22 protein-coding genes are annotated in these 20,099 nt (G+C 39.6%); all 22 read right to left on the bottom strand.

All coding sequences use genetic code 11. From position 1 onward, the window contains the following. Nucleotides 1-53: 53 nt before the first annotated feature. Nucleotides 54-1,568 carry a cell wall-binding repeat-containing protein gene (locus DHBDCA_RS00610; protein WP_015042191.1) on the bottom strand — a complete coding sequence of 505 codons (1,515 nt, stop codon included), beginning with the start codon at nt 1,566-1,568 and terminating at the stop codon, nt 54-56. A 98-nt stretch (nt 1,569-1,666) separates the two neighbouring features. Further along, nucleotides 1,667-2,647, bottom strand: coding sequence for a radical SAM protein (locus tag DHBDCA_RS00605; RefSeq protein WP_015042190.1), 981 nt, complete (start codon nt 2,645-2,647; stop codon nt 1,667-1,669). Between the two features lie 71 nt (nt 2,648-2,718). Further along, nucleotides 2,719-3,450: a hypothetical protein gene (locus DHBDCA_RS00600; RefSeq protein ID WP_015042189.1), complete on the bottom strand. Its 732-nt coding sequence runs from the start codon at nt 3,448-3,450 to the stop codon at nt 2,719-2,721. Between the two features lie 10 nt (nt 3,451-3,460). Then, nucleotides 3,461-4,645: a U32 family peptidase gene (locus tag DHBDCA_RS00595; protein WP_015042188.1), complete on the bottom strand. Its 1,185-nt coding sequence runs from the start codon at nt 4,643-4,645 to the stop codon at nt 3,461-3,463. Between the two features lie 15 nt (nt 4,646-4,660). Next, nucleotides 4,661-6,121, bottom strand: a complete 1,461-nt coding sequence (locus DHBDCA_RS00590; protein WP_015042187.1) for a radical SAM/SPASM domain-containing protein — start codon at nt 6,119-6,121, stop codon at nt 4,661-4,663. 2 nt (nt 6,122-6,123) lie between these two features. Next, a complete protein-coding gene (locus DHBDCA_RS00585) occupies nt 6,124-6,897 on the bottom strand; it encodes a hypothetical protein (RefSeq protein ID WP_015042186.1) in 774 nt (257 codons plus the stop codon). A 12-nt stretch (nt 6,898-6,909) separates the two neighbouring features. After that, a complete protein-coding gene (locus tag DHBDCA_RS00580) occupies nt 6,910-7,152 on the bottom strand; it encodes a hypothetical protein (RefSeq protein WP_015042185.1) in 243 nt (80 codons plus the stop codon). A 12-nt stretch (nt 7,153-7,164) separates the two neighbouring features. Further along, nucleotides 7,165-7,659, bottom strand: a complete 495-nt coding sequence (locus DHBDCA_RS14765; RefSeq protein WP_081580543.1) for an A24 family peptidase — start codon at nt 7,657-7,659, stop codon at nt 7,165-7,167. Nucleotides 7,660-7,722: 63 nt separating this feature from the next. Further along, complete coding sequence (locus DHBDCA_RS00565; protein WP_015042183.1) at nt 7,723-8,247, bottom strand: TadE/TadG family type IV pilus assembly protein; 525 nt, start codon at nt 8,245-8,247, stop codon at nt 7,723-7,725. Nucleotides 8,248-8,259: 12 nt separating this feature from the next. After that, nucleotides 8,260-8,547, bottom strand: a complete 288-nt coding sequence (locus tag DHBDCA_RS00560) for a hypothetical protein (protein ID WP_015042182.1) — start codon at nt 8,545-8,547, stop codon at nt 8,260-8,262. A 225-nt stretch (nt 8,548-8,772) separates the two neighbouring features. Further along, nucleotides 8,773-8,949, bottom strand: coding sequence for a hypothetical protein (locus DHBDCA_RS15335; RefSeq protein WP_015042181.1), 177 nt, complete (start codon nt 8,947-8,949; stop codon nt 8,773-8,775). A gap of 19 nt (nt 8,950-8,968) precedes the next feature. Continuing rightward, the gene (locus tag DHBDCA_RS00555; protein ID WP_015042180.1) at nt 8,969-9,148 is read right to left on the bottom strand and encodes a hypothetical protein; all 180 of its coding nucleotides are present in this window, start codon (nt 9,146-9,148) and stop codon (nt 8,969-8,971) included. 14 nt (nt 9,149-9,162) lie between these two features. After that, on the bottom strand, nt 9,163-10,068 hold the full coding sequence (locus tag DHBDCA_RS00550) for a hypothetical protein (protein WP_015042179.1): 906 nt from the start codon (nt 10,066-10,068) through the stop codon (nt 9,163-9,165). A 2-nt stretch (nt 10,069-10,070) separates the two neighbouring features. Continuing rightward, a complete protein-coding gene (locus DHBDCA_RS00545; protein WP_015042178.1) occupies nt 10,071-11,027 on the bottom strand; it encodes a type II secretion system F family protein in 957 nt (318 codons plus the stop codon). Continuing rightward, nucleotides 11,024-12,448 carry an ATPase, T2SS/T4P/T4SS family gene (locus DHBDCA_RS00540; protein ID WP_015042177.1) on the bottom strand — a complete coding sequence of 475 codons (1,425 nt, stop codon included), beginning with the start codon at nt 12,446-12,448 and terminating at the stop codon, nt 11,024-11,026. The genes DHBDCA_RS00545 and DHBDCA_RS00540 overlap by 4 nt, the downstream gene beginning before the upstream one ends. A gap of 28 nt (nt 12,449-12,476) precedes the next feature. Next, on the bottom strand, nt 12,477-13,307 hold the full coding sequence (locus DHBDCA_RS00535) for an AAA family ATPase (protein WP_015042176.1): 831 nt from the start codon (nt 13,305-13,307) through the stop codon (nt 12,477-12,479). 20 nt (nt 13,308-13,327) lie between these two features. Next, entirely contained in the window at nt 13,328-14,098 is a 771-nt protein-coding gene (locus DHBDCA_RS00530; RefSeq protein WP_242824935.1) for an SAF domain-containing protein, read from the bottom strand. A gap of 110 nt (nt 14,099-14,208) precedes the next feature. Continuing rightward, nucleotides 14,209-14,895: an EAL domain-containing protein gene (locus DHBDCA_RS00525; RefSeq protein WP_015042174.1), complete on the bottom strand. Its 687-nt coding sequence runs from the start codon at nt 14,893-14,895 to the stop codon at nt 14,209-14,211. A gap of 6 nt (nt 14,896-14,901) precedes the next feature. Further along, nucleotides 14,902-16,875 (bottom strand): C40 family peptidase, encoded by a 1,974-nt coding sequence (locus DHBDCA_RS00520; RefSeq protein ID WP_015042173.1) that lies wholly within the window; start codon nt 16,873-16,875, stop codon nt 14,902-14,904. Nucleotides 16,876-16,921: 46 nt separating this feature from the next. Continuing rightward, nucleotides 16,922-17,329, bottom strand: coding sequence for a DUF6075 family protein (locus DHBDCA_RS00515; RefSeq protein WP_015042172.1), 408 nt, complete (start codon nt 17,327-17,329; stop codon nt 16,922-16,924). Nucleotides 17,330-17,403: 74 nt separating this feature from the next. After that, nucleotides 17,404-19,740, bottom strand: a complete 2,337-nt coding sequence (locus DHBDCA_RS00510) for a VirB4-like conjugal transfer ATPase, CD1110 family (protein WP_015042171.1) — start codon at nt 19,738-19,740, stop codon at nt 17,404-17,406. Continuing rightward, entirely contained in the window at nt 19,733-20,098 is a 366-nt protein-coding gene (locus tag DHBDCA_RS00505; protein WP_015042170.1) for a PrgI family protein, read from the bottom strand. The genes DHBDCA_RS00510 and DHBDCA_RS00505 overlap by 8 nt, the downstream gene beginning before the upstream one ends. Between the last annotated feature and the right edge of the window lies 1 nt (nt 20,099).

The raw sequence follows: 20,099 nt of genomic DNA, 5'->3' as shown, positions 1-20,099 counted from the left end.
AACCGTGGAATACCTATCAAATTCAAAAACATACGCTCCTTTACGAATTTCAACTATCTTATACTATCAATCTCCCAATAGCCTCGAACATTATAAAGCAAAATCATTTGGTATTCGGTACCATGAAAAGACCCTCCTGTATTTGCATCATGGCCCTGCACATCAGCAGCAATACGGAAGAAAGTATAAGGAGTATCTTTTAAAATATAAGCCGTGCCATAACTTGATAATGTGATTTTATTTATTTGATGTACGTATTTTCGTTGGATAAGCGAGGATTTAGTATTTAAAAGATTTTGTTTTTCCCCGTCAGCAAATCTATCTGTACAGTATTCATATCCATAAGATGTGTTATCAAGATTTTGATAGTTAATCGATTTCCATGAATTATAGAATTTCACCGCTGTAATCAAAGCTATCTGTTGTTCCTCAGACAAACTTCCAGTACCTTCAACAAAATTACCGTTATGACTAAATTGGGGATCTTTTGTAAAAGCATAACTGAAATTTACCGGCTGCCCAAGGCTGGTCAAATTAATTTTACCCATAAGGTCATTAGCTAATTGAAGCACTTCATTCGGGACAACGGTAATACCTCCAAGAGCAGTTAAATTCTTACCTACTTGCTTTCCCCTTAACTCTACCAAAAGATGCACTACGCTCCCAGGAATAGATCTTTTTGTATTTGGATTTATTAAAATAATGGAGCTTTGGCTCTTAGCTGCTAAGACACTTCCTGCTAAAGCATCTGGATAATCAAGACCTGAAGCTAAATAAATATTCTCTGAAGAAGAAAAAAACTGATCTACGATAAGAGTAGACGTCTCATATCTGTCACTACCGGCAAACCTAATGATTGTAGAGTTTGGCGCGATACTCTTTATCTGATCTTCAATAGAATTTGTTACAGCAGCTATTCCTCCGGTAATATATATCTTTTGCGGCTGCTTTTCAGTAATTATTGATTTAATATCGTTTGATAATGTACTTCCGTCTGTGAGTAAAATAGGCCAACCATTTGATGAAGCTACACTGGATATTGCCAATGCATCCGGGAAGTTTACTCCAGAGCTTATAACCATGGGCGTATTATTTGGAACATTTAATTCTTTGGCAATTAAGTAATCAGTATTATAAATATCAGAGCCAGAAATCTTAATTATATTGGTATAACCCATGCCATTAAGGCTTGTAATAAAATCATTTCCAATAAGGTCATTATCTCCAACAAGATATATTTTCCCTGTCGAAGATAAATGAGATTTTATATAATTAAAAGCTTCGATGGTATTACTTGCCGTAGAATTTATTAATAACAAAGGGGCATTACTTTTGTAGGCCAGCACACCGGCTGGTAAAGCATTGGCATAACTATTGCCGGGGGCTAAAACTACACAATCGACCTCCTTGCTATTAACCGTATTTGCAATTGCCTCTGCTGTTTTATATCTATCCGCTCCGCATATCCTTTCCGAACTATCCGTGGATGCTAATACAGGACTAGCCAAAACCAGCATCAAAAGAACTATAGAAAATATACCTTTAATACCAAATGTCATTTTTCTCATAACAACCTCCAAATATATTAATCAACCGGGTCATTTTATTACTGTAAAATCATACCACAATTTTGGAAGAATTTCCTATTCTGTCACCATGAAGAAAGCTATCCTGCACAGCATGTGGATGATTTTCCCCTGATACTATACCCTAAACAACCGCCGATACATTTCTTTTCTTCCCAAAACCTGCATCCGGGGCATTGGTTAAACGGAGGATTATTATATCTTTTACTGTCTATCTCTGTTAGAAAAAAATCATTGACATCTTGAACGGTATTAAAATCTTTAATGTTTACACTTAGATAATCCTCAAAAACGAAACATCGAGCGACGCTCAAGTCGGGCCTTATATCCATAACCGGCGAACATATTCCCTTGCGAATAAGATCAAAACCTGAGTAAATGAAATTCACAAGTTGTTCATTAGAAAAAATACACTTAGGCGGATTATTGCAATCAACATGAGGAGAAATCTCATTTCTATAGCAATCATCTAAAAACTCAACTAATTTGGAAACAAAACTTTCATAATGTTCAAGACTGCCATTCTGAGTATCTTCTGAGGGTACCGTAATACTGTATCTGATGGTCTTTAATTTTAGTTTTTTGCTTTGCTCAATAATATATTTATAGTTAAAATTCGGCTCAAAGATATTAATGCCGAGAGTAACCTGAGGTTCCATATTTTTTCTCCGATATTCAAATACCAGGTTTTCTACATTGTCTATTGTCTTATTATATAGATTCTCACCGATTACATTAGGCCCATTTAAATTAATCAGAAACGAAACCTTATTATCCACTATATATCGGCTCAATGTATTATCTAAAGCAATAGCATTGGTAAAAATCTGAATTCTCCGGAAAAATGGATCATCTATTCCTTGATTAACCCATTTTTCAAAGTTTGGATGCAGTGTCGGCTCCCCACCCAGTAATCTTAAATCAACATGCGCCGATTTCTTAAAAAAATTGATTATATATTCATAATTATCATCAGAAATATTGACCATGTTCTTAGGATCACAACTTGCAAAGCAATAAGAACATTTTAGGTTGCAGTAATTATTTAACATAATATTCATGGGAACACTCCTTTAAAAGAAATATCTTAAAATATTCAGGTTAGGGAAAAGAATAGAAATTATTACTTAAATTACCGAGTAATTGCATTTTGGAAGTGTTTTACGTTTGTGATTGCAACAGCATTACTCGATCCAGTACTATTACTAGCTGTAACATTAAAGGTTATCGGTTGAACAGTTGTACCGGTAGGCACATTAAAATATCCAACCCATGTATTTCCACCGGTATTAGTAAAGGTAATTACTGTTGAATTTAAAGTATTTGTAGCAGTAACAGAAGTGGTGGTCCCGGTTGTTGTTGCTGTAATCTGAATTGTTGTGTTTGGAAATGCGACGGCTTGTACACTTGCCACAACCGATGGAGGTGGTGTCCAATTATTCCAATTACTATAGTTAGAATAATTGCTATAATCACCCCAGTTGCCATAATTACCATAATTACTGTAATTGCTATAATTAGAATAAGCAGTCCAATTAGAATATTGGTTCCATGTTTCGCTATGATTTTCCCATTGATTATGAGCTTCCCACACGCCGGCATTATTATATGCAGCATTCCAATTTACATAATTCCCATATACACTTTGTCCCCAGTTAGGCCATACCCAATCAACCCAGGCAAAAGCTTTTTGGGGTACAAGTTTTATTTGTGTGCCGAGTAAGTATTTCCCATCCTTTGGCTGAGGTTTATCTAACGGCTGTGATTGATCGATAACCAAGTCATTTGTTATTGAAGAATAAAGGATGCTTAAAGATAGAAAACCTTGGATTAACCTTTTGATTTTGTTATAACTTCTTGCCATATCATCACCTCTAACCTATACAACCGACATTTGTCAGGATATTTTTAGATTTTATATATTCATTAATTTTATCAGCACATCCGTAACAATACTTGCATACGCTCCCGCACTGACTAGAACATTGAGGTTTATGTTCAATAAAAAACTCTAAATTGGGCATATACTCCATTATTTCATTCATCTTGGTTGTTCCATAAATATGGAATTTTGAATTTAGAAACCGTGAATTGTAGGTGTTGTAAAATTCGTTCTGACCGTATTCAATATCAGTTGCCCCGATCATATACGCACGAATTTTATTCAATAATTCAGGTTTTGGGTGATCCCTGCCTACAAGCTTAATAATATTCACACCGCGTTCTTCATAATATTTTAGTTCCCACGGGAAGATTACTCGGTTCATAGACATTTGCAGGGCTGGATTTTTTTGAGTAATTTCATCACAGATAAATTTGGGGAATTCCCTGAAGACAGGGCTGCATTTATGAATATTTTCTTGTCTGCCGAACAATGAATAATGAATGTTTTTTGTTGGGCAGGCAAAAATACATCCCTCGTCGGCCATAAGCTCTAAAGTCGTATTCTGAAAATATTTTTTAAATGCTTCAATAAAGGTAAAGTCCTTATTTAAGTCTGAAGCCGGTATTATATTCGAGATACCAAGATTTTCAACGACATATTTAGCCTGCGTAATTGACCTAATATCCATCATTGTTGAAGCGTTTACAGATAAATCCCTAAATTCTTCTTTGAAAAAATCCGCAAGGAGTTGGCTGCCCACTGTGATGCTTCTTACTCCAATATCAGCTAAATGGTTTACAAATTCTTTTAACTGAACTATTTGCAGTTCAAAATCGTACAAAGAAACCGTTGAAATATTATTCATTGTATATACAAAATCAATACCATTCTCCGTAAGTTTCTCTACATAAGATTTAAGGTCAGCCAGTGTCTTTATTTTATTACTGTCTTCTTGTACATTGACTGACCGTCCATGCTCGAATCCTGATTTCGCGTAGGATGATGAAGGAAGACTGTTATAGACACTGCGAACCTTATATTTGGTATTTTGGTTATTAAGTTTAGCCAATTCATGTATATACCCATAGTCATATAACAATGGTACAGAAAAAACCATATCCTTTGAGGGGATATGGGGATTAAATTTTTGTTTTCTTTTAAAAATATTTATCATAAAAAAGAGACCCTCCTAACCTACAAGAAATTCTTTGAGTTTATCTTCAGCCTTCACCGGCACTTCAATTTGCCGGATAGATTCATCCAAAATATTGTTTAGCATCTTGGCGCTTCTAAATTGAAACTTAAATAGAAAATTTAAAAATATAGGGTTATAACTAGGCATATCATCAAAATCTATTTCATTAAGTGTTTTAATAATATGACTAATGACGTGTTTATGGAGATAACAGTTGCTTGGCTCAGGCTTATTCAAGGAAGGATCATATTGCACATTGTCGTTATAGCAGCCGGAATGACAGGAATAGAAAAAGTCACAACTACTGCAATTTTTAAGCATCCTTCTTGTACCTTCGTACCAGCGTTTATGATTTGGGTGTTCTATAATATCTGAAACAGATTCTACATCAAAAATATTACCGAAACTAAGCGAATTTTCTTCAGGCCAATCACGCCCACAATGATAAATATCTCCATTAGGCTGAACAGAGAACCAATAATTTTCCCCGGCACAATCAGTGAAACTACATGATCCACCAGCATCTAAGGCTGCAAAAAGATATCTTTCACAAATATCGGAACTGACAGGGCCTTGAGTATCTTTTATCCAGTAATCGAAAAAATCACAAAGCTTTTCAGCAGCCAATTTGCCATCTAAATTGTAAGTTTTGTCATTTTTATTTGCTGCAAAAATTAAGTTCATCTTACAATGCAGCCTTAAACGCTTAAAATACTCATATTCATCTATCAGCTGATTGATATTATCGCTGGTTATCAGCATTATTGCCCCACTAAAGATTCCGTTTCTTTCCGCAACCAATAAAGAGCGCATAAGATCACCCGTGTTTTTTCTGGTCAAATGATTTGTCAGACCGTCAAATGAAAAACCAGGCCGTACATCCCACTTTTTGAGCATCCGGGCTTTTTCGTCATTTAATAAAACAAGATTGGACTGCATATCAATTGAAGCTTTCGGGAACTGTTCATTAATCAAAGAATTCGCTTCTTCGTAAAAAACGTTATCAACTAACAACGGTTCGCCGCCATGCCATATCCATTGACCAATATCCAACTCCTTAAATACTTTTAGAATTTGTTTTACAGTATCGATCGTTAATAAATTCCCTTCAGCGTTTAAGCTTTTGCGATACATAAGGTCATAACAATAAGGACAATGCAGATTACAAGCATGAGTTACCTTAATAATCAATGTAGTCCGCTCAGGGTATTTAATATTTTCAACAAGGTCCATTTTGCCAAAGTCCAGATCCTTCTTAAATAAATCAGGGTGCCTGTCAAACTGTTTTATTGATGAAGAAAACAATGCTGTTTTATTATCATTAACCACGCTAATAATTTGTTCCGGATTCATAGCAGGATCAATAGACCATAAATTAGTCTTGCGTAATTCTCTTTCAAATCTGTTATTATATTTTCTGAATTGATGCAGTTCTTTCCGGGATAATAAATTCATCTTTAACCCTCCTTGTGATAAACATTCAATTGTTCAAACGTCTCTGCGTCTACTTTCCATGCGCCTTGCTCATAGATTAATATTACTTTTTCTTTGCATTGAACCACAGCATATCCCCCGTTCAACTGAGATAGTTTGTAGTCCATTTGAAATTCTAAAAAAGCACCCTCTTGATTATCGAGTTGAGGAATCGCCTGAAATCCAATTTCCTCTAAGTATAAAGTCAGTACTTGCTTGGTATCGTTGTTTTTTATGACCTCGGATTTAAGCCCTGGCAGAGAACCATCAATCATTTTTTGAAAGTGGCTTGTTGTATATTGACTTCCGGGTGTCGTATTTAGGTTATTAGCATTTTTAAAATCAACAGTTCTCATTTCATTGATCCAAGATGCTGCGATTTTAAAAACAGTCATTTCCTTCTCCGTTTTGACAACATAATTTTTAATATCAACAGGACGGCCAAGACTGCTTAAAGATAAGTCCCCTTTGCTATATTCCTCCTTTTCGGTTGGGGCAGGATCAGTTCCGACGGTAAGCTCTTGATCTCCCTTATCATTAGCGTTACCATTTCTGTCCTTTGGTTGGATAATAGGATCTAAGCTTTTCTCAGGATTAGAATTATTTTGAGATTCAGAATCTGATTTCTGAATGGCAGTATTGGGATTTGTATCATTTGTCCCGGAATATAAAAAAACTCCGCTATTTATTAAAAAAACAGCGGAAACAACAGCTATTGCAACTGCAATAGAGATGATCAAAATATATATTTTTTTCATGATAATTCCCTCTTATTTATTATTTTCTAACGGCACTATTTTGTCTCCCATTTCAATATAGCTAGTTTCAGAAATTATCGATTTACTGGCTGGACTGCCGTTTTTTCTTCTTTCATCCATCATGGCTTCCATTTTTTCTAACTGCATAAGAACTGCAAATTTGATGAATTCCATTTTATCCATCCCTATTGATGCGCTGAATCCTTCCGTTCTTTGATTTAAGTTCTCTGAAACATCTAATTCCCATTTCAACATATCCATATCTCCTCATAAAAATAATTTTATATTAAACAATAATGAAGTAACTATATAGCATAAAGAAATTAAAGCGGCTCCGCCTCCGGGAAAAAATGTACTTTTTACGCCATTTGCAAAGGAATTATTATTTTCTCCGATAGCGATAAAAACAAGTGAATCTGTTTTTACATCATTAACAGTTTGGGATAAGCCTTTAACCCGTACAGTTTGAAAAAAGAAATAAAAAAAAGCTGAAAACATAAAGAGCGCTAAATTGAAAAAGAAGGCTCCGGGTGTTAAAAACAGGCTCAGAGCCAATAGCAATTTAACATCCCCTCCCCTCATTGCCCCATGGGAATAAACTAATAGGAGAATTAAGAAAAGGAAAAATAAAGAAACGCAATAACTTGCGGAATATGTTTTGACGTATATTACATAAATTATCCCGAGAATAAACCCGGGTGTTGTCACCAAATTATATATTTTCCGCTTCCGCCAATCCGTCACAACACAAATTGACAGCATAATTAAAGGTATCAGTAATGCTATATAGTTAACCATCTATTTAATCACTCCTTACGTTTGAATTTATGGTGAAATTTTTAAAGCAGCGTCTTTCGCTACTTTAATTGTCCAATAAGGGGTTGAATTTACTATTTGCGTTAAGCCTCGCCTTACCCTAACTTCGATATAAACCACATAGGATGGCTCAGTGATAGCGTGACTGTCTATCGGGCTTACTGCCGGCAAAACATCAGAATTGTAGGTTTTATAATAAAGCGTTGCTTTATTAACATAAATCACCGGCGAGCCCGGAAGCGGATTCAGGTTATTGTCTAAAGATAAATTTTTCTTTAACATCTCTAAAAAAACAACATCCGCTTGCGTTGAGTCTATAGCTAAAATACCTTGATTTAATTTTGCCTGGTCGGTTTGCTGGCTGGCTGCTAAAGCGGCAAATTTTATACTGTCTGTTATTCCCCGTTTTATGTTTATTGCGTGGTAGTAATCCGTCGCCCAGCCAATAAGGGCAAGAGAAATACCTAAAAAAATCAGCAGTTCAATTAAAGATGAACCCCGGTCGTCTTTGATTATTTTATATAGCTTCTTCATAAATCACCTCATTTAGGGCAAATATTGGCTCATTATCGTTTTGGTTACCGTAACCGTCTCCGATTTAGAAACCGGATGCCCGCTTGACCAATCGGTAAATTTCCGGGGGCCGGTTATGGAAATTGTTATATATTGTCCGTAAGCAACGCGGCTGGCATCGCTGCCCGATCCGGTAATCATAAATAAACTGGTATTGACGCCGGTGTGTTTAAGCTGATCTTTAATTAGATTTTGGATCTCTGTAGTAGTTCCTCCAACAATAGCAGCCCTTTCCAGGCCAAGATTCACGGCATTAACCATTGAGCCCTGTAAGATATTAAGAAAAAACATAGATATAAAGGTGAAGAATATCGCGATCCATAAGGCAAAGACAATCAAGAATTCAATCAAGGTAGATCCGCGTTCATTATCAGGGTTTTTCATTTGTTTTATTAGTAATTTAAGCATAATTTTAAGCGGATAGTATACGTCTAAACATATACTATCCGCCCTCTCCCTTCCTCCTCACGGTGAGGAATATTTTAATTAAGGAGTGGTGATATTTGTTATACTGGTATTCATATCAGTCAATTTGCCCCGGATTGTAACAAACAACACCGACACGGCTGCAACCGTCGCCAGAACACCACCGAAGATCCAGATGATGTTTTGAACTAAATCACCGCCTTCATCCTGATAAAGGCTTTTTAGAGTTTTTCCCATAAAAAAATAACCCCCCTTCTTAATTAAGTTTGCTCATTCCGGCTGAGTCATTGGCTATTTTAGCTGTTATTGTATTGTAAAGAATCACTGCAATGCCTATCGTTGCCAGAATGCCCCCGAACAACAAGACGATATTTTGAACAAGATCCCCCCCTTCATCACGCAGCACTGCTGCCAGATAGCAGACATTTTTTTTCACATATAGCCACCTCCCTACATTATTTGGCCAAGGCTTTGGTTGGCCTGGTATAGCAGCGGGACAAGAATTATTACCGGGATCATAATAAAAGGAATTGCGGTTAATGCTTCGACAAGTATTTTTTTGTTTTTATACCGCCTTATTTCTTTTAATCCCTCAATATATTCAATGTCCCGTGACCGGCTTGCTAAATATGCAACCATATTAGAACTATCAATTGTGATAGATTGCATTAAAATATCCGCTAAGTTTTTCAATTCATCAATATCAGTTTCTTTACTCAATTTTGCGAGTGCCGGTTTTGACCCTGTTATTGACATCTCTTGCAAGAGTTTTTCTAAGTGAGGCCGTAATTTATTTGTTGCAAATAAGGCACCGCGAATAGAATCGGGTATTGTTTGCCCCGCTTTTCTTAAATCAACGATATATGTCATGATTTCCGACAACTCATTGATGAGATCATTTTTGTATTGGTTGTAAAAATACGAAAGAATGGCTGTAGGTGCTATTATCCCCACAAAAAAGCCTGCACAGATCAGCCCTATTATCATCAGAAAATCTTTCGTGGAAAAGCCTGCAAAGCCGAATAAGAGCGCAAATATGAAAGGGGATAAATTTTTAAAAGTCTTATATTCCGCATATTCAATCGGCATCGGTTTTCCAGGCTGTTTAAGTATTTCTAGCATGTAAGCTGAACGATTATGCCCTGGCTTTTTGCTTAATAATTTTGAGATATAATTTGCCGTCTTTTTGCGAATTTTTTCTAAAGCAGTATCCTGGGCTTGCCTATATGAAAGTACAGTAGTGCGAAGAGAATTTATTCTCTTTGACTCCTTGCGGTTTGTCCTAATAAAAAATGCCGCAAAAAGCAGCATTAAACCCAGTGAAATTCCTATAGAACAAATCAAAAGTATATTCATACTTAATCCTCCATTGATAAGAATTTTAGTAACAGAGCAGCCTCAATTAAAATGGAGATTATTATAGAGTTGATATAAAGGTGTCCTATTGAGGATTGTTTTACCAGGGCTATTGAATCCGGCCAAACAAGACTTACGCCTAAATACGTAAGAATCATTACCAGCGTAAAAGCCACCGCTTTTGAGATTAGAGGATTAAGATCCTCTTTAATTGATTGCGCCCTGTTTTTTCTTGATCTGATTTTATCCGTAAGCCTGTATAAAAGATCTTCTGTGTTGCCCCCAGCCATCCTCGAAGAAACGATAACGTTGTAAAAGTCCCTGAAAGATTGCAGTTTTAGTAGTATTGATATTTTATATATGACCGTGTCGAATTCTTCCCCATTATTCACCCGGGACTGGATTCGGCTAAACAAAGACCGCATTCGAGGCGGCATGCCAGCAATTGAATCCCAGGTTGCAGCTTCAAGATTATTACGGACAATATAATTGTTTAATATAAGATTGAAAGTGTTCAAGGCTTGTTTATTCAGCATTCTTCGCATACTGTGATAGATTAAATTTAACAATACCCACGGGATCATGAAGCCGACAATCATAAAAATAACAATCCCGAAAATATTATGGCTTACGATTATAGCCCCCGGATTCTGATAGATTGGATTCGGAATTTTTTCAGAAAGGATCACTATTGACAGGAAAAAAGCAATAAAACAGAAAACTATACTAATAAAAAGAAGAGCTTTTAAGCTCAACTTCAAATTTGTAATATAGATTCTTTGATTGCAATATCTTGCAAAATTACTTATCCTATTGTTATTTTTCACTTTGTCATGCAAATAGTTTATTCTTTTATTTATGAAACCTGATATTTGCTTCTTTTCTTTTTTCCCGAGAAACCATACAATTACAGACAATAAAAGCCCAATGCTTATTCCATAACAAAGAACAAGCCTCATACCAACCACCTCTTAACATCACCAGCATTTTTTCTGCCCTTGGCAATAAGACGATAAGCAAGTTTTTTGCTTATGGGGATAAAGATCATTTTCTCGTCGCTGTCTCTTTTAAAAATATCTTTAATGACTATATTACATTCCGAATCCAGGTCTAATTCAGCTACTTGGGTGATTTCAATTTTTCTGTCCACTATCCCTAACTGGATAATAATATCCACTGCCGTGACGATTTCCGTATTAATGACCTTATCACTGACATTGGAGATAGCTTGAACCTTGGTTCTTAATTCCTGACAACAGGATTCAGCATCATACGTATGAATTGAAGCCATTGTATTTGCATGGCCGGATCGCATGGCCCGCAAAGTATACATTGCCTCGATCGGGAAACGGATTTCACCAACCAAAATCACATCAGGGTCCATTCTCATAACCTGCGGGTAAATCTCCTCTACACCTATAGGATTGTATTTTGTGTCGCGTTCAAGCATTTCAACTACCTCCAGGCCAGGGTAGTATTTAACCAGCTGCAACTCCGGCCCATTTTCGATAGTTATTATTCGCAAACCGCTTTCGGGATCGCCCGGACCGTTTTCATCCGGAATGATATCTTGAAAAATTGAGGCCAAGGTACGAATCAAAGTTGTTTTCCCTGTGTGAGTCCCGCCGCTGACTATGATAGTCGCACCCGCGCTTACCACATCCCGAATAAAATCAAGCTGTCGATAGGAATGTTCTTCGCTTGGAATACTTTTGATCTCTTCATACTCTCTATTAAGAGAGCTACGAGATTTGCTTCTCTCAGCTATTTTTAACGTCCCGATCTTTTCAAGTTCTTCCAGGGAAAAGTTTTTATCCCTAAATCTCCGGATATTTAATGTGATTCCGTGGCTGGGGACGATTGCGCTTTTATTGATTACAACCCTGCTTCGATCCGGAAGCCAGGCATTATCCACCATAGGGCTGCCTTCGTTGGCTTCCGAGTGGCAGGTGAGCAAGATGCGTTCTGTTATTTTTTCAAGATGGGCCAGATCGGTAAACTGAATTTCTTTTGCCAAATACCTGATTCCACTCTTTTTATAAGTAATTTGATACGGACCATTTACGCAAATTTCCGTTATCTCCGTATCAAGAAGAAGGTCATGGATAACATCATACCCAATAATGTATTTATATACCTCCCAAGCAATTTCATCGATACTCATATTAGGTACATCGAGTTTCTCATGACGAATGATATCTTTTATAACATCGAGAATTTGTTTTTGACATTCTCCGACCCCATAAATAGCATCATTAAGTAATTTTTGCTGATTTTCAGTCAATATTGACTGTATAATACTTGTTGTTTTATATAGATAATTTTTGCCCTCTGTGTCATATGTTTTTGGTTCAACAGCTTTAGCTGAACTGATTCTCATATAAATATCCCCCAATTCGAATTCTGCATCAGCGCGAACTCCCCAAGCGCGGTGCGGTAAAAAATATACGGTGTTTTTTTACCGCTTTATACAAATGAAGCTGTAACAAAATATCTCCAATTGATTTATCAAACTTGCCGTATTTTAATAATGGAATCAACGAAACAGTAGAGTTATCATAATTTACCTTGGAAACACACGGTATTGTCCCAAGCAAGGGCAGCGCGAGATTGCTCTCAATTTTATTTTTCGTGTACAGTACCTTATTTGAATATTGGTTTATGATCAGTTTGAATTTACTTATTTCCATATTTCGGGCATGCAAATTGTTAAGCCATTTAGCGGTGTTCTCAATCGTGTTTCTGTTTTGGTCAACAACAACCAAAACATCTGTTGCTGCTTTAAGCGCTACGTCGGTAGGAATAATCAGCGTATCGCTTTGTACGTCAATAAAGAGAATATCTACGAGATCGGACAACTCAGAGATTATTGTACGAGCTTGAATATCCCCAAGTTTATCTATCAATTCAGGTTTTTTCATTAATCCCGTCCAACATAATAAATTTGGAAGGTTCTTATTTATGTGGGCGTTTTCCTTAAGTAACTCGTGATAAGAATAATTATCCTGCCAAGACTTAAGGATATATTCAATCGAGCTTTCTTTATCTTCCAGATCTAAAAAAAAGTGGAGACAGGGCGTTATTAACGAAAAATCCAACAACCCTATTTTGAAGTTTGTTTCCTTTGCCAGTTTTCGGGCAAGATTGCATGCAAGTGTCGACTTTCCAACACTGCACACACTCCACAACGCGATTATTTTCTTCACCTGCTCATTAACCGCTTTATTTTCATCAGCCATAAGATTTCCTCCAATAACATTTACTTTTGAAGCTGAAGCAATGAAACAATAAAATCTTTGCCAATATTCATCTGTGAATTTTCGATAACACTGTTTATGTTGTATAGATCCTTAGCATTCTTATCGCGCTGCCCCAATGAAATAGTTCCCATTGTTTCGGCTTGTTTTATTACTAAAAACTGTTTAGGCGTAACCTTTGCTATTATTTCTGTCGGGATACCGGTTGTTTGCTCACTGCCTGATAAACTCACAACAGATGTTGATTTATTTAAATTCGGGATATCTGCAGAAGATAATATCTTCCCCGATGAATCAGCAGTCGCTTCAATAAATAAATCAGTGATAATATATCCTGCAAGCGATAAATTGCCTGTTTGTTTCGGGTCAAGAGTTAAAACAAGGTCGACGGTTTGTCCGTATTTGGCGAGACCGGCAATGGATCCGTTGTAATCTGTTTTGAAGGCGATTAATCGCGAATTCTCAACCTCCGCCTTCGTGTTTTGTTCTATCTTATCCAACCGCACCGGATCGCCTTCTTTTAAAGGCCAATTAAGAGACTTATTTACTACCTGGTTGATACTTGCTGCAACTCCTGAAGGCACACTTTCCCTTGGAACACTTTTAACTTTTAATTGCTGTGCGCTTATAACGGTATCTTCAGTAATATTTGTGGCGGCATAAACCACAGGAATCAAACCTTTTGCATAATCCATATAAAAATAAAGGCCTATGCCACTTCCTAAAGCGATAACTAAACCCAAAATGAAAAATACCTTTCTCAAAAAAAACACTCCTTAATTTATAATTTTAGAAACCGGTAAATATAGTTTTTCTTTGTTTTTGCCACGATAGAATATTTTGCAACAGGGAGAGAGCATCTTCTACTTATTCCCCGTTACAATCACCTTTTCCAAATAATTTCAGGTTTTCCGAGGAAGTAACCTTGTCCATAGTGAGAACCATTTATCCTTGCCGCCTGCAATTGTCCACGGTTTTCTATGCCTTCAACAATCACCTTGGTATCCAGCCTTGTAGCATGTCCAACAAAAGCCGTAATCAAGCTATCACGGCTTGCAACATTCTTTGATTGGATGAGACTTTTATCAAGCTTAATATATTCAGGCTCGACAAGGCACAAAGATTCTAATGTTGCCGAACCGGTACCAAAATCATCTAAAGCCAAAGTAAACCCTAAGTCTCTTAGGATATTTAAAGCAGGAAAGCAAATTGTATCCGATTCCGTTATTTCTAAAATCACATTTTGACCTTTTAAACATTCCCAAAAATAAGGATCGGGCAAGCTTGGATGAACGTTAATAAACGTCTTTCCTTTAGTACTTTTTCCGATCCGGCATATTTTCGCCAAAATCAAAGTTTCCAATTCCAGCACTAAATTATTTTGGGCAGCCTCTAAAAAAACTTCATCCGGCCTAAGATTTTCCCATCGGGCTAATGCTTCAAAACCGAATACCTTCATTTTCTGCAAATCCCAAATTGGCTGAAAAGCTATTTCTGTTTTTATCCTACCGGACAAAATATTGTCCAGAAAACAGGCTGAACTTTTTGATTGGCAATTCGTGATAATCACCCGCCTTTACTTTCCAAAAAACTTTGGTCTGCCAATTGTATAGAAGCCTGATGAACTTGCACCGGAAACACTGCTTACCGCTACATTGTTCTGTCTGGCATTGCAATTGGCAATCAACAGCTCTCCGTTTTGCTTGCCTACAACTATGCCCACATGGCTTAAATCGGAATAAAACGCCAGATCTCCCGGCTGTGCCTGATTCCAACTTACCGCAGTACAGGCAGTATACTGACTGGAGGTACCGAATCCGATTCTATCCGCGACATCTGAATTTTCCGTAGCATTGGCAAACACCCATGCCACATAGCCCGAGCAGTCCAATCCGAAAGGCCGTACTGTTCCGGTGGTAGGACTTCCCTCGGCTGTTACCTTGGTAAGTGTTCCCCACCGGCTGTCCCAGCCGATAACTGTGGATTTGCCGCCCCAAAAATAGTTTACTTTGCCAAGAAGGGAATAAGCAGCCAGCACAGTGTTTTTCCGTTGTTCATCCAAATCTTCCGGCAGGTTTTGCGTAATAGCCGCAATTTCCTGCGGGGAAAGGGTAATATCCGTATAGCTGCCGATAAGCCTCATAAATAGCTGCTGGTATTTATCCTGCATAAGCTCGTTCAACATTCCCGCTTGCTGCGGATTGAAATTGTATTCGACGATCATGTTCGAATAAGATTTAGAGGTGACATGAATATGCAAGACTGTCTCGGTGCTGGTAACCGTTTCTTCGCTTGTGTTACCGTCCTTGTCTGTGGTGGTTGCCGTTCCCTCATGCTCAATCGTTTCTAGCCAGTAGTCGATTTTGTTCATATCCCAAAAAATATTCCGCAGGATCCCAACTTTTGTGTCGTCAAGGGTGGCAACTTCAATGCCATTTTCCGGATCAGAGGCCACTTTTACCGCGTAAACCGCCAGTATGTCCCGCCAGTTACTGACCATATTGCTACTATCGTTGTTGGATAAATCCAGCGTGTCATGCGGGTTTTCCTTCTCTATCTGATCAAGTTTTGTCGCAAATTCTCCGTTCAGACGGCTGACGGTCTCCGTCATAACCGGCGTGTTCTTACTGATATCTTCATTGGAAAAGAAAACCCCGAAAACTGAGCCTGACATAAGCCCCACCAGGCATACCAGCAAGATAACAACAACCGCCGCCCAGCCGCCTGCGGTAATCATTGTAATCAGGCTCTTCAATGCTGCAATGATCGCTTTAATTGTGGCCGCCATTGACTTTGCCACCGTTTTTGCCGAAACAGCTGCTACTCTCGCTGCCGCCCGCGCTGCTTGTACCGCCCTTTTGGTGGCTTGTGCGGTTTTGGAGGCGCTTTTTGCCGCCGACTGTGAGGTCTTAATGGCAGTCTTTGCACTGTGCTCAGCGGTTTTGACTGTTCTTTGCACCGCTTTAATCGTACCTTTAGCTGCTTCCTTTACAGTTTTTTCACCGACTTCGGCAGATCGCTTAATCGTACGCCCTGTTTGGCCGGAGGTATTGCCGATCTGCGCAGCTGCTTTTTCTACCCGTTGGAAAACAGGGTTTTGGACAGTCTGCGCAATTTTTCTTTCAGCCGCTTGTTTCGCCTGAGCTTGAGCGGCTTTTTGATTTGACGTCTGCATTGCTTTGCTCTGAACAAATTTCTGCTCTATCCTTGGATTGCTGGTTTCACTTTTAGAGATATGCCGCGCCTGATTCCCACTTAAAGCACCAGAATATGAAGCATCTGTATTCCCCATCCGGCGTTTTCTGATTTTTCGAACCGTATTTTTGCCGTAGTTTCCCGTAGTATATCCCGCTTTTCGGGTAATGGTTTTCGTGCCACTTTGTACTCTATCCCCTGCATTGTCCACATAATTGCAATCATCGTTTTGCCCGTTCTGTTTCGCCTGATCTTTGGTGCGGATATAGGCATTTTTCATTCTGTGGGATACATCCGTGACTTTATCCAGCGCTTTAATGTCCTTGATAGTCGATTTGATTTTGATTTCTTTCAAAGCGCGTACCTCCTTCCGCAAGTGAACTCAAGTTTTTCCTGCAAAATTACCGTTCCTTTGTGGAAAAATGCGGCATTGGATGCTCTAGGCTCCTGCAATATTCGGGATAACGTAGCGGGATTGCTTCAAAAAAGTACGGCGCAAAGCGACAGTCAAACAGTTCATAAGGTGTTGAGTATTTCTCTTTTTCGTCCTCCGTCCACCCGTTCCAAAGGTTAAAGGCCAGACGGCACAATCGGGTAGTGCCGCCTGTCTGCCAAGCCGCCACAAGGTTTTGTGGCCGGATACAATTCTCCTCAAAGTTAAACAAGGAACGGATATGGTTCCTTGTTTCCGCACTGATTCCCATCGTGTAGAAAAACGCCCTGTGGTACACATCGGTATTGCCTGCCGCTGCGAGCATATTGAAATAAAAAGCCTCATGCTCTTTGTTGGCAAACCGAATATTTTCCATTGTCTTTTCCTCCTCAATAATGATGGAAAAAGTCGTCCGTTTATTTGCCCAGCCTTTCGCCTTAGCTTATAGGGTTAGACTTCCGCCTGTTCCCCCGGTTTTGTGGTCATCAAGCGGTAGAGCTTGGTGTTGCGCGGGAATTGATCGGCGAAGGGTACAAGGGAGCTTCCCACCTTAATCAGACCGTTCCCCGCATCCACGTTGGTGATGTAGCTTAACTGAAGGTCGGAAATATTTAAGAGCCTGGCAAGCTCCATTCTGTCTGTAGAAGCCTGATTGAGCATGACAATAAACTCAGAATTCGCAAGCATTGTTCTTGCCGTGTGGCTCTGCAAAAGATCGTCCACATTCTGCGTGATGCCAGTGCAAAACGCCCCGTATTTCCGGACGCGCTTCCACAGGGTAAAAAGAAAATTGGCGGAATACTCATGTTGGAACAGCAGATAGATTTCATCAATGATGATGAAGGTGTTTTTGCCTTTTGCCCGGTTCTGCGTAATACGGTTCAGGATACTGTCCAGCACCACCAGCATTCCTATGGGGAGCAGCTGCTTGCCGAGGTCAAGGATGTCGTAACAAATCAGGCGGTTGTTCACGTCCACATTGGTCGGTTTGGCGAAGGTGTTCAGACTGCCGCTGGTGAACAACTCAATCGCCAGAGCAATTTCCTGCGCTTCTGATTCGTCCTGCTTTATGAGCTCTGCGTGAAAATCCTGCAAGGTGGGCGTAATTCCCTGGAAATTGCTTTGCAGGTACTTCCGGTACACGCTCGCGGTGCAGCGGTCAATCAGGGATTTCTGCTTGGCACCTAGGTTTTGGCCGCCGATTAACTGCTCACACAGGGACAAGACAAATTCGGATTTCAGAATGACGGGGTTTGCGCCGTCACCGTAATCCCGGTTCATGTCCATGGCGTTGATGTGGTTCGGGGAGGTCGCGGAAATATGGATGATCTCGCCGCCCATCGCTTTGACAAGGGAGGAATATTCGCGTTCTGGATCAATCAGGATAATATCGTCATCACTGGACAGAATCTGATTGACGATTTCCCGTTTGGCGGTGAAGCTCTTGCCGGAGCCGGATACGCCCAAAATGAAGCTGTTGCCGTTTAAAAGCAGCTTGCGGTTGGCGATAATCATGTTTTTACTGATAACGTTCTGCCCGTAGTAAATGCCCCCATTCTGAGAGATTTCCTGCGCTCGGAAAGGAATAAACACCGCCGTACTTTCGGTGGTCAGCGTCCGGATGGCTTCGATTCTCCGCAGTCCGTAGGGCAGCGCCGTGTTCAATCCGTCCATCTGCTGGAAAGTCAGCGTGGAAAATTGACAAAGGTGCTTCCGTACGGTGGTAAGCAGAGTTTCGGTGTCGCTATCCAGTTGTTCCTTGCTGTCCGCAATGTGCACCATCGTCAGGACAGCAAACATCATCCTTTGATCACGGGTTGTCAGGTCGTCGAGGAATTCCTTGCTTTCTTTGCGCTGTTGCTCCATATCGTAGGGAACCACAGCGGAATAATTGTTGCTCTGATTCTGCCGCCTTTGCCAGTTGGTGATATTGGTTTCTACGCCGAGCAGCCTGTTTTCCACTTCTCGCACGGCTTCGTCCGTGGGAATGGGGATGATATCCAAAGACAGCATCATACTTCGGTTTAAGTCGCATAGCTCGGACACCATGCTATCCTTGATGTAGCTGGCATATTCCCGCAGGAAGATGACGCGCCCGTATTTATTCCCCATGCGGAAGTGGTCTTTTTCAAATTCAAAGGTGTCTGGGCAGATATAGTCCTTAAAGTCGTGCCCTTTTCTCATCATTTCGGAAAAGTCGAAATGAAAATCCGTTTCCTCACCGGAACGGAAAAAATCGTGCAGGATGCGCAGTCGGTCGATCGCATCCAATTCCACGCACTTAGAACCCAGATGGGAAAAATGGGTGATCAGGTCGGTGCCGATGCGGGAAAAATAGTTCCGCGCTTCCTCAACGTTCTTTTTCAGCACCGATACAGTTACATATTTATCCTGCACAATACTGTTAGAACCCGTGGCTTTATCCAAAAGCATCTGGTTGTATTCCCTGCGGTATTCGTCCAGCCCATCCTCCATTAGCGGGATCAGGATGGAGCTTTCAAAGTCCGCTTTGTTTAAGCGGCGGTTGTTGATGGTAATTTTGGTGGTCGCTCCGCTGTCAAAGGAATTGAGAAGCTCCGAATAGGAGAGAAACATCGCTTCCTTATCTTCTTTAGACGCCACCGCGTAGTTAATGTCCTCAAAGCGAAAGGATTTGGAAAACTTGTTGCCCACCCGAAATATCCCATCCGGCCAGATGGCACGGACAGGGATGGCCTGCTGGATGCCTTTGGGTACGACAAACCTTTCTTTATCCTGCTTCATGATTTTTTGCAAAGTCTTAATCATGGCGTTTCCATTCCTCCTTTTCGCGGTTTTGAATGTTCTGTTTCAATGCTTCGTAATACACATTCGTCGGATAAAAGGTCAGCTTTTTGGGTATGAGAAACTCCGATTTGATATACGCCCATAAAAACTGCTCAGCCGTCATGCCGTGGTATTTGATAAACCCCAACGCCGCAAACGGAAACGCCCCCAAAATGCACACCCAGCTCACAGTTTCCGTGCCCAATAAATTCCGCAGGCCGAAGTATATGCCAACGGCAATAGTGACAGCCAAGACAGAAAAAACGAACTGCCGCATGGACAGTCCAAAGAACAAGCTTTCCGTGTAATCCCGGATTTCCCGGTTGATTTTGACTTCCAAA

Origin of the sequence: Dehalobacter sp. DCA, from assembly GCF_000305775.1 — a bacterium.
GTDB classification, from domain to species: Bacteria; Bacillota; Desulfitobacteriia; order Desulfitobacteriales; family Syntrophobotulaceae; genus Dehalobacter; species Dehalobacter alkaniphilus.
The sequence above is the reverse complement of the archived record's forward strand: the minus strand, read 5'-3'. Positions and strand labels throughout refer to the sequence as shown.

What these genes read in the sequence shown, in the direction of transcription:
- DHBDCA_RS00610 (WP_015042191.1), bottom strand. Translation starts at nt 1,568, where the DNA reads ATGAGAAAAATGACATTTGGTATTAAAGGTATATTTTCTATAGTTCTT.
- DHBDCA_RS00605 (WP_015042190.1), bottom strand. Translation starts at nt 2,647, where the DNA reads ATGAATATTATGTTAAATAATTACTGCAACCTAAAATGTTCTTATTGC.
- DHBDCA_RS00600 (WP_015042189.1), bottom strand. Translation starts at nt 3,450, where the DNA reads ATGGCAAGAAGTTATAACAAAATCAAAAGGTTAATCCAAGGTTTTCTA.
- DHBDCA_RS00595 (WP_015042188.1), bottom strand. Translation starts at nt 4,645, where the DNA reads ATGATAAATATTTTTAAAAGAAAACAAAAATTTAATCCCCATATCCCC.
- DHBDCA_RS00590 (WP_015042187.1), bottom strand. Translation starts at nt 6,121, where the DNA reads ATGAATTTATTATCCCGGAAAGAACTGCATCAATTCAGAAAATATAAT.
- DHBDCA_RS00585 (WP_015042186.1), bottom strand. Translation starts at nt 6,897, where the DNA reads ATGAAAAAAATATATATTTTGATCATCTCTATTGCAGTTGCAATAGCT.
- DHBDCA_RS00580 (WP_015042185.1), bottom strand. Translation starts at nt 7,152, where the DNA reads ATGTTGAAATGGGAATTAGATGTTTCAGAGAACTTAAATCAAAGAACG.
- DHBDCA_RS14765 (WP_081580543.1), bottom strand. Translation starts at nt 7,659, where the DNA reads ATGCTGTCAATTTGTGTTGTGACGGATTGGCGGAAGCGGAAAATATAT.
- DHBDCA_RS00565 (WP_015042183.1), bottom strand. Translation starts at nt 8,247, where the DNA reads ATGAAGAAGCTATATAAAATAATCAAAGACGACCGGGGTTCATCTTTA.
- DHBDCA_RS00560 (WP_015042182.1), bottom strand. Translation starts at nt 8,547, where the DNA reads ATGGTTAATGCCGTGAATCTTGGCCTGGAAAGGGCTGCTATTGTTGGA.
- DHBDCA_RS15335 (WP_015042181.1), bottom strand. Translation starts at nt 8,949, where the DNA reads ATGGGAAAAACTCTAAAAAGCCTTTATCAGGATGAAGGCGGTGATTTA.
- DHBDCA_RS00550 (WP_015042179.1), bottom strand. Translation starts at nt 10,068, where the DNA reads ATGAATATACTTTTGATTTGTTCTATAGGAATTTCACTGGGTTTAATG.
- DHBDCA_RS00545 (WP_015042178.1), bottom strand. Translation starts at nt 11,027, where the DNA reads ATGAGGCTTGTTCTTTGTTATGGAATAAGCATTGGGCTTTTATTGTCT.
- DHBDCA_RS00540 (WP_015042177.1), bottom strand. Translation starts at nt 12,448, where the DNA reads ATGAGAATCAGTTCAGCTAAAGCTGTTGAACCAAAAACATATGACACA.
- DHBDCA_RS00535 (WP_015042176.1), bottom strand. Translation starts at nt 13,307, where the DNA reads ATGGCTGATGAAAATAAAGCGGTTAATGAGCAGGTGAAGAAAATAATC.
- DHBDCA_RS00515 (WP_015042172.1), bottom strand. Translation starts at nt 17,329, where the DNA reads ATGGAAAATATTCGGTTTGCCAACAAAGAGCATGAGGCTTTTTATTTC.
- DHBDCA_RS00510 (WP_015042171.1), bottom strand. Translation starts at nt 19,740, where the DNA reads ATGATTAAGACTTTGCAAAAAATCATGAAGCAGGATAAAGAAAGGTTT.